The sequence below is a fragment of the Terribacillus saccharophilus genome (assembly GCF_002272075.1).
In the GTDB taxonomy this organism is placed as follows: Bacteria; Bacillota; Bacilli; order Bacillales; family Amphibacillaceae; genus Terribacillus; species Terribacillus saccharophilus_A.
Genome location: NZ_NPBJ01000033.1, coordinates 22,872 through 31,422 on the forward strand (window position 1 = coordinate 22,872; position 8,551 = coordinate 31,422).

Annotated in this window: 7 protein-coding genes and 1 other annotated feature; of the genes, 1 reads left to right on the forward strand and 6 read right to left on the reverse strand. The window is 41.4% G+C overall.

What is annotated here, in order from left to right; all coding sequences use genetic code 11:
• Positions 1 to 184: 184 nt before the first annotated feature.
• The 6 genes from CHH48_RS16505 to CHH48_RS16530 all read right to left on the reverse strand — a co-directional run bounded on the left by CHH48_RS16505 (position 185) and on the right by CHH48_RS16530 (position 6,754).
• Positions 185 to 877 (reverse strand): ABC transporter permease, encoded by a 693-nt coding sequence (locus CHH48_RS16505; RefSeq protein ID WP_095220413.1) that lies wholly within the window; start codon positions 875 to 877, stop codon positions 185 to 187.
• The gene (locus CHH48_RS16510; RefSeq protein ID WP_095220414.1) at positions 870 to 1,796 is read right to left on the reverse strand and encodes an ABC transporter ATP-binding protein; all 927 of its coding nucleotides are present in this window, start codon (positions 1,794 to 1,796) and stop codon (positions 870 to 872) included. Before CHH48_RS16510 ends, CHH48_RS16505 begins: the two co-directional genes overlap by 8 nt.
• A gap of 58 nt (positions 1,797 to 1,854) precedes the next feature.
• Positions 1,855 to 2,829, reverse strand: a complete 975-nt coding sequence (locus CHH48_RS16515) for a sensor histidine kinase (protein ID WP_095220415.1) — start codon at positions 2,827 to 2,829, stop codon at positions 1,855 to 1,857.
• Entirely contained in the window at positions 2,826 to 3,524 is a 699-nt protein-coding gene (locus CHH48_RS16520) for a response regulator transcription factor (RefSeq protein WP_095220416.1), read from the reverse strand. Before CHH48_RS16520 ends, CHH48_RS16515 begins: the two co-directional genes overlap by 4 nt.
• 261 nt (positions 3,525 to 3,785) lie before the next feature.
• A complete protein-coding gene (locus CHH48_RS16525; RefSeq protein WP_095220417.1) occupies positions 3,786 to 4,748 on the reverse strand; it encodes a hypothetical protein in 963 nt (320 codons plus the stop codon).
• Between the two features lie 308 nt (positions 4,749 to 5,056).
• Positions 5,057 to 6,754: a methyl-accepting chemotaxis protein gene (locus CHH48_RS16530; protein ID WP_095220418.1), complete on the reverse strand. Its 1,698-nt coding sequence runs from the start codon at positions 6,752 to 6,754 to the stop codon at positions 5,057 to 5,059.
• 271 nt (positions 6,755 to 7,025) lie between these two features.
• Positions 7,026 to 7,243: a binding site (T-box leader), on the forward strand.
• A 39-nt stretch (positions 7,244 to 7,282) separates the two neighbouring features.
• Between CHH48_RS16530 and proS the strand changes: the two genes are divergently transcribed.
• The coding region (proS, locus tag CHH48_RS16535; protein ID WP_095220419.1) for a proline--tRNA ligase at positions 7,283 to 8,551 on the forward strand (1,269 nt) is incomplete at its 3' end.

Here is an 8,551-nt window from a genome sequence, read left to right on the forward strand (position 1 = left end):
TATTCCGCATAGTTTCCGAATGTCCTTGTCAGCCTCACGGGACTGAATTAAAGGTACCAGTATCAAATTAAAGATATTATTACAATAATTTTGAGGAAAGTCAATATGCAATCCATCTTACGGGTGTAATAGAAAAAGCAATTTTATGAGCGCGACAACTACTATTACTATATTCACCAGCAGATCAAAAATCTTTCTTTACCGCCTTGCTTATGACTAGGTAAGCTATAATAAACCCAACGATACCAAGCGCAAGTGGCACAGCAGTGAAAGAAAACAAATTCGTGCCATCACTATTGATCGAGGAAGATAAAATAGCAATGATCAAGATAGAGGATGTGATTGTTGCTGGTATAGAATATTTTATCATTCCGAAGAATAGCGGAATAAGAGCCATGCCAGCCACCGCAACTCCTGTTACCAATAGGTGTACTATATTTTCCCATACTAGATTAATCGGGAAAGAAAACCACAAGATGCCGTATAAGTTATTCAGCAGGCTGAAAATGGACGATAGCAAGCCTACCGACACAAGGAACGACACGAAGGTTAACAAGCTTATGACGATAACTTTAGCTAAAAGAAGCTGTTTCCGTCCAACAGGTGTTGTAAATAAGACTGTTATCGTTTTACTCTTAAACTCCTCAATAATCATGTTCGATAGCAGCACGGAGGCATAAATAACGAATGCAGCTACCGCCATAATCTCAATAAACATCATAATTTCACCTGCATTGGTAAAGGACTCAGCTGTTATTGTCGGATCAATTCCGAGCAATAGCAAGATACTAAGTATCCCTGCGTTAATGAGGAGGAACGTTACACCAATCGTAAGGAAGTTCATCCTTTTCATTTCTAACCTCATCAGATTAAGCATGTTTTTTGCTCCCTTCCATCCGCTGCATGAAATAGCCTTCCAGTGATAGATTCTTATTATTTATCTTACCGATTTCTACGCCATTGCGAACCATCGCCTGTATAATATCGTTCTGGGAGAGGGCAGGATCGTAAACGTTGATCAGACCTTCTTCTTCCTTCACTTGGAAGTTGATTGCTTGCAGTTCATGCTCCAATACATAAGCTGCTTTTGGATAGTCGGATACCGAAAGCTCGATATGCTCCGTGTGATTGCCACGGATCTCAGACATGGATGTTTCTTCGATCAACTTACCTTCACGGATGATCCCAATCGTATCAGCAATTTGCTCGATTTCACCAAGTATGTGGCTGGAGATCAGGAGCGTAATCCCATACTGTCTGCTGAGCTTATAAAACAAATCCCGCAGCTCCTGCATACCGATAGGATCCAAGCCATTCACTGGTTCATCCAGAATCAACAACTCTGGTTTCGTAACAATTGCTCTGGCAATACCTAATCTCTGTTTCATACCAAGAGAAAACTCCCTAACTGGTATGTCTTCCACGTTTTTCAAATTCACTAATGCTAACGCTTCAGAGATAGCATCTTTCTTATAGTAGCCCATATATTCACAATAGATTTCCAGATTCTTTCTGGCTGATAGCTTGTCGTAAAAGATAGGGTATTCAATGATGCAGCCTATCCGTTTGAGGACTTCATGGGAATTGGCTTGCAGCCTTGTACCAAGGACCTCTATGTCCCCGCCTGTTGGTTTAATGAGACTGGTCATCATCTTCATAATCGTTGTTTTCCCCGCACCATTCGGACCAAGAAATCCATATATTTCGCCGCGCTTCACATTCATACTGACATTAGAAACAACATCCCTTCCGCGGTACCCCTTTGTCAGCTGATGCGTTCTGATAGCATATGTCATACGCAAACCCCTTTTCGTTTGATTTCCTTCACTTTACCAAAGGAAACTGTCATCCCACTTACGGAATCCTTACGACTTTCTTAAGTTTGCTATAATCCTCTAATTTAGGCTTCGGGAAGGTGAGGGTAAAAGTGGTTTTCACGTAAGGTATACTGGAGAAATGGATTTGCCCCTGCATCTGCTCTGTCAATCGCTTCGCAATCATTAACCCAAGGCCGCTGCCCTGTGCTGCAGCAGTTCTAGCATCATCTGCTGTATAAAGCCGCTCGAAGATTCGATCTTTATCAGCCTCTTGTATTCCTTTTCCCTTATCCCACACATCTATGTAGACGTTCTCCTCATCCTGACGCAGGGTCATGCCAACGGTTTTCCCGTCCTTCCCGTAGCGAATGCTATTAGACAATAGATTTTCTAGAATTCGTGTCAGCGCGGCAGGATCTGCCTCTATATGTATCGACTCCTCGGGCAAATCAATATGTACAGCAAATCCTTTACTTGTTAACGTATCGTAATAGCCGAGTATCGCTTTTCGGCAAACTTCGTTCAGTGGAATCCGCTCTATTTCCAACTGCCAATCCTCCGATTCCAGCTTCGCCAGATCAAAGAAGGTATTGATCAATTCCGCAACCTCCATGACCTTTACTTGCACTTTGGCCAAAAGTACTTCTCTCTCTTGCGCACTAAACTGCTTATCATGCTGAATCGTCTCAATATATCCTGATATAACGGTGAGCGGCGTTTTCAAATCATGCGAAACATTAGAAAGCATCCGGTTGGTGGATATCCGAAGACGTGCCAAATCTGCCAGTGATTCCTGATGATAATCTAGTAAACTATTAATTTCATTCAGCAAATCACGCATCCTTTGATCATCTGTCACTAACAATAGCCTCTCAGCGGAATCCGTTGCCGTGATGAATTTGAGTTTCTCCGTCATATACTGCAATTCGCGGCTCATTTTCCTCTTTGTACGAAAATGCAGAAACAGCAAGACACCTAAGCACACTACTAATAAAGCAACAACATAAATCATGTGTGCATCTCCATTTTATAGCCAATACCCCATATCGTTTTTATATACATAGGAGCAGATGCATCATCCTCGATCTTCTCTCGCAGTCTGCGGATATGGACGTTAATGACATTATCATCCCCGTAATACGCTTCCTTCCATACACTTTCAAACAGCTGTCCCTTTGTGAACACTTGATTCGGACTTGTCGCGAGCAAGCTTAAAATCTGGAATTCCTTCACTGTCAGGTTAATAGGCTCCCCTTTTTTGCTGACAGAAAAGGAATTCAAATTGATACTCAAATCACGCACGCTCACTACATGCTCTTTCTCTTCATGCTGCTGGCTGTACTGCTTTGACCTCCGCAGTGCCGCCTTTACCCTAGCGGTTAATTCAATAAGAGAAAACGGCTTCCCTATGTAATCATCTGCACCAAACCCAAGCCCCAGCGCCTTGTCCACGTCACTATCCTTGGCAGACATGATTAAAATCGGCAGCATACTCTCACGCCTGATCAGCTGCACAATATCCAAACCATTAAAAGCAGGCAGCATCAAGTCGAGAATAATCAGATCAACATTTTCCTGCGCGAACAGATCCAATGCCGCCTGTCCATCAAATGCAGTGAAAACAGTATATCCTTCTCTTTTTAAATGAGACTCAACCATCTCATTAATCTGTGTATCGTCTTCAACTAGCAGTATGGTTTCCTGCAATTTCTTCACTCCTTTCGCAAATTCATCATCAAGTAGCCTCTTCTTTTATAAGTACAGTATACGGGAAAACAAAATCGTTTTTGTTTTATTTTCCATTCAATATGCAGGAACTATATAATTATCCAGAAGAGTCAAACTCCCATGAAGAAAGGAAACTAGTACGATATCACGTATCCCCTTTGATATACGCTAAAAAAAGACATCCTTCACTTGGATATCTTTTCATCATTCAACACCGCAAACATGCCCTGTATTACACACTTAACTAATATCCTTTTTCATTTCTTTCTTTTTCCAGTAAGAACCCGTCTTCTTCTTCCTTCTCATCAAGAAAGCTGTGAAGAGAAATAGCACAGTCAAAATGAAGGTCATGAAGTACATGAATAAATGCTCCAAGTAAAAGAAAATATCCGCTGATCCGGCATCACCGAAATGGACCTTATATGGTTCACCAGCGGGATGACTAATCTTGATGGAATCGCCGGTCTCATAATAGACACTTGGTTTTACCAACTTTGTCATATGAATGGGGTTGCCTTGTTCATCGTTATACGTGAATGCTAAGTAATAGTATGCTGCTTCATACCGCCCGTAACCAGGGTCACTATAGTTGTCTGTGATGATTGCTTCCGTCTGTATTTGCTCACCAGCATGAGACTGAATTACATTGGCGATACTTAATCCTAATGATATGTATACAAGCAAGAACCCAAGCACTAATAAACTTTTATAAATCCTTCCCACAATCTTCGTTAAGTACTTCTCCATCCTCCCCCCGATCACAGGTAACATTGTAATCAATACAACAGGACCAAATACTAATGGAGCGGAAAAGGCCAACAGCAAAAGTAAGTTTACAATTACGTCCATATCACCTAAGGCCTGAACATTAAAGGAGTTAATACTCTCTCTCTTTAGCACTTCCCCATTCTGCATCGTTTCGTATTCATCCAGTGGTACTTGGACTAAATCTTCATTCCCTGAATTTATAGTCAGAACAGTTTCTACTTCTTCATTTGCAGCGGCATAGTAGGTTAGATTGCCATATAAATCACTATAGACAGTCTTACCTTCCACTATCATTTCCTTGATCTCTGATTTTGGAAATAATGCCTCGTAGATTTCTTTAGAAGAAGTGACTACGATAAAAATACATAATGCCAACAAGAAAATACTTAGTGCAGTATAACCGATTCCAGCGCCTATTCTTTTGATCCATTCCACGCAATCGGCTCCCTTCAAAGGACTGGATTTAAATACACATATTTCCGTTTTTTATAAACTGATACTATCATAACCTTGTTACAACATCCTAGGACACGCAAGAATTCCTATTACTAGCTTGGTAACATGTTTGGTACCATGAAGAACAACAATCAATACTGGATATTATTCAGCGAAGGCAGCAATATGCTAAAGAAGAGGCATAGAATCTAGATTCTACTATAAAGGATGAGCTGGGGTTATTGGAGGAATAAAATCCTGATAGCAATAAGTAAAAACAGCCTCCCGTTCACGGGAGGCTGCTTCCATTAAAATTTAAATTTCGCCAGTGCCGCTTGTAAATCCATCGCCATACCAGAAAGAGCTTCAGATGATGCTGAAATCTCTTCCATAGCAGCAGATTGCTGCTGTGATGCAGCTGCATTCGTTTCATTTGATTCAGCGTTTTCACGTGCAGTCTTTTTGACTTTTTCCATTACGTCTACAATGCGTTTACTTCCGGAAGAGACCCCTTCAATTGTTTGGGACACTTCTTGGACATTGTTTGTCACTTGATCTATTGCTTGTTTAATAGACTGGAAGGAATCGTTGACGTTTTCTGTTTTTCTGATGCCCTCTTCCACATTATCCGCACCGTGCTGCATGGCTGTAACAGCTTTACCTGTTTCGGTTTGGATATCCGAAATAAGAGAAGCGATCATCTCACTGGAATTAGCCGATTGCTCAGCCAGTTTTCTCACTTCATCTGCAACCACAGCAAAGCCTTTACCTTGTTCACCAGCTCTGGCTGCTTCAATTGCTGCATTCAGTGCCAGTAAATTCGTTTGGTTTGAAATATCTCTTATCAGATTGACGATTGTCCCGATTTCTTTCGATTTTTTATCTAATCCATTCACGAATAAACCGATTTCGTTAACGGAATTATTGATTTCACTCATCTGTTTTACAACAGCATGCACTGCTTCTGTTCCATCCTGCGAATTCCGGGATGCAGCACCCGATAATGACAAGATTGATTGGCCGTTCGTTTGCGCTTCTTTTACACGTGCCTGCATGTGCGCAACAGACGTTACCACTTCTTCCACATGTTGCATGGTGAGCTCTGTGCCATTAGCTGCTGTCTGAGTGGCTGCTGCTATCAGTTCAGCAGATTTAGAGCTTTCTTCCGCACTGGCCGTCAATTCTTCGGATGAAGCTGCTACCTGATCAGATGTCTCAGCGATAGTTTTCATGACATCTGATAGATTCTCTCGCATCTCACTTAGATTCATTGTCAGCTGTCCAATTTCATCGTTCGAAGAATCCTCAACAACGTCAGAAAAATCACCTTTACCTGCATTGTGCATCGCCTGAGAGATGCGACCCAGTCTTTTCTTAATACCTCGGGTGAAGAACAATACTACCACGACGGCTAAAATCACAACGATGACCAAAACAACAACAAATATTTTTGTGAAATCCGCAATACTTGATGCAACCATGCTATCCGAAGCTCCGACATACCATATGCCAACAACTTCTCCCTGGTCATTTTTAATTGGTGAATAGGCAGTCTGGTAACTGTTTCCGACTACCTCCGCTTCTCCGTAGTAGGTTTCTTCCTTATCAATAACGGCTTGTTTAACTGCATCTGAAACCTGTGTTCCGACAGCACGTTCCCCATCGGTCATTACATTCGTAGCAACACGAGTATCCTGTTGAAATATCGTTACAGTATCCCCTGTCAATTCCCCTATCTGGTCTACCAAATCATAGTTATCGTTCATTTTGGTTTCACCTTTGTACAAGGCCCCATCCCTGATTTCCCAGGAACCAGGATGAACTGCATTGATATACTCTTCAGCCAGCCGCAGATCTGATTTTGCTTTTTCTAATGCAATACCTTTCATTCCGTGCGTCATATTATTCATTACCACATACGAGATAATTCCAGCGAATAGTAGGACTACTGTTAACACAAGTAAATTTATTTTTGTGCCCAGTTTAAAACGATTGATGACTTTCATTCGTCACCCTCCTGATGTTTTCTAGCCACTACTATCGTGAAATTAGCTGCGAATATGTATACATGATGCGTTTTCCCGTTTACAGTGGCTTAACATATATCGGCTATAATTTTCAGAATTAAAATTGTAAATTGTGGGATTGGCAGTAAATGGATTTACTTTCCATCCCCCCCTTAATAAATGCGCTTACGCATACTATAACCCATCAAATTTTTAGGTGGATATATGTTATTGAATTCTCGTTGACAACTTGCTATATTAAATTATAAATACCTAATCAATGATGTGACCAAGTAAATAAGGATTGTGAAACAGAAAATATAGCCTTGGCTGCGAGCTATATCACCCCTCCTTATTGAACCCTACCACGGAGATGTTAGATAAAAACTAACCGAGTCGTTTCGTTATAAACGTATAGAGGACTTAATATCTTATATTAAGTTGAACTAAGGTGGTACCACGTCTGTTAAGCATAGAGACGTCCTTTTTGGACTCTCTATGCTTTTTTATATTGGAGGAGGAAAAACGATGTCTCAAAAGACAAATGATTTTACAAAATGGTATATTGATACGATTCAAAAAGCTGATTTGATTGATTACACGCCAGTTCGCGGCAGTATTGCATTCAAACCAGATGGTTATGAAATCTGGGAGCATATTAAAGAAGAAATGGATAAGCGGTTTAAAGAAACAGGTCACCGGAATGCCTACTTCCCGATGCTGATTCCTGAATCTTTCTTCCAAAAGGAAAAGGATCATATCGAAGGCTTCTCGCCGGAGCTTCCTTGGGTTACAGAGGCGGCTGGAGAGCAGTTAGAAGAACGGTTGGCACTGCGCCCGACTTCTGAAACTATGATTGGTCATTTGTATTCTAACTGGATTAAGAGCTATCGGGATCTTCCAGTACTAATCAATCAGTGGGCGAATGTATTCCGCTGGGAAAAGAAAACTCTCCCATTCATTCGTACTTCAGAATTCCTATGGCAGGAAGGTCATACTGCTCACGTGGATGAAGGGGATGCGCGTAAGGAAACGATGCAGATGCTGAACGTCTACAAAGAAGTCGTTGAAGAATTACTTGCAATCCCTGTTTATGATGGGCAAAAGACTCCATCCGAACGCTTTGCTGGTGCGGTTGATACATTCTCCATTGAAGCAATGATGAAAGACGGAAAAGCTGTGCAAGCAGGTACCTCCCACTACATGGGTACTAAATTTGCGGAAGCATTTGATATTAAGTATCTAAACAAAGAGAATAAGCACACGCATGTGCATACCACATCCTGGGGCACGTCCACACGTCTGATTGGATCAGTTATCATGGTTCATGGTGATGAACAAGGACTTGTCCTGCCACCGAGAATAGCACCGACACAAGTTGTGTTGATTCCAGTCGGTCCATGGAAAAAGAACCCTGCCATCATGGAGAAATTAGACGAAATCTTTGCAGCTCTTAAATCACAAGGCATCCGTGTTCGTCTAGATGATTCAGATCAATCACCAGGCTATAAATTCAATGAATGGGAGCTTAAAGGTGTCCCTGTACGCATTGAACTAGGACCACGTGATTTAGAAAATAATCAAGCATTGATGAAAGCCCGCGATGCAGAGGAAAAAACTGCCGTTGCTTTAGAATCTGTTGTCGAAAGCATTCTAAAAGAACTTGAAACGATGCAAACTCGACTATTCGAGAAAGCAAAAGCATTCCGCGCGGAGCATTCACATACCCATATCGATACAATGGAACAATTAAAACACCATCTTGAAGAGTCCGAACAAAACAGCCAAATCCCTGGA

Bases quoted from the DNA above. Each gene is read 5' to 3' on its own strand.
- CHH48_RS16505 (WP_095220413.1), bottom strand. From the start codon at position 877: ATGCTTAATCTGATGAGGTTAGAAATGAAAAGGATGAACTTCCTTACG.
- CHH48_RS16510 (WP_095220414.1), bottom strand. From the start codon at position 1,796: ATGACATATGCTATCAGAACGCATCAGCTGACAAAGGGGTACCGCGGA.
- CHH48_RS16515 (WP_095220415.1), bottom strand. From the start codon at position 2,829: ATGATTTATGTTGTTGCTTTATTAGTAGTGTGCTTAGGTGTCTTGCTG.
- CHH48_RS16530 (WP_095220418.1), bottom strand. From the start codon at position 6,754: ATGAAAGTCATCAATCGTTTTAAACTGGGCACAAAAATAAATTTACTT.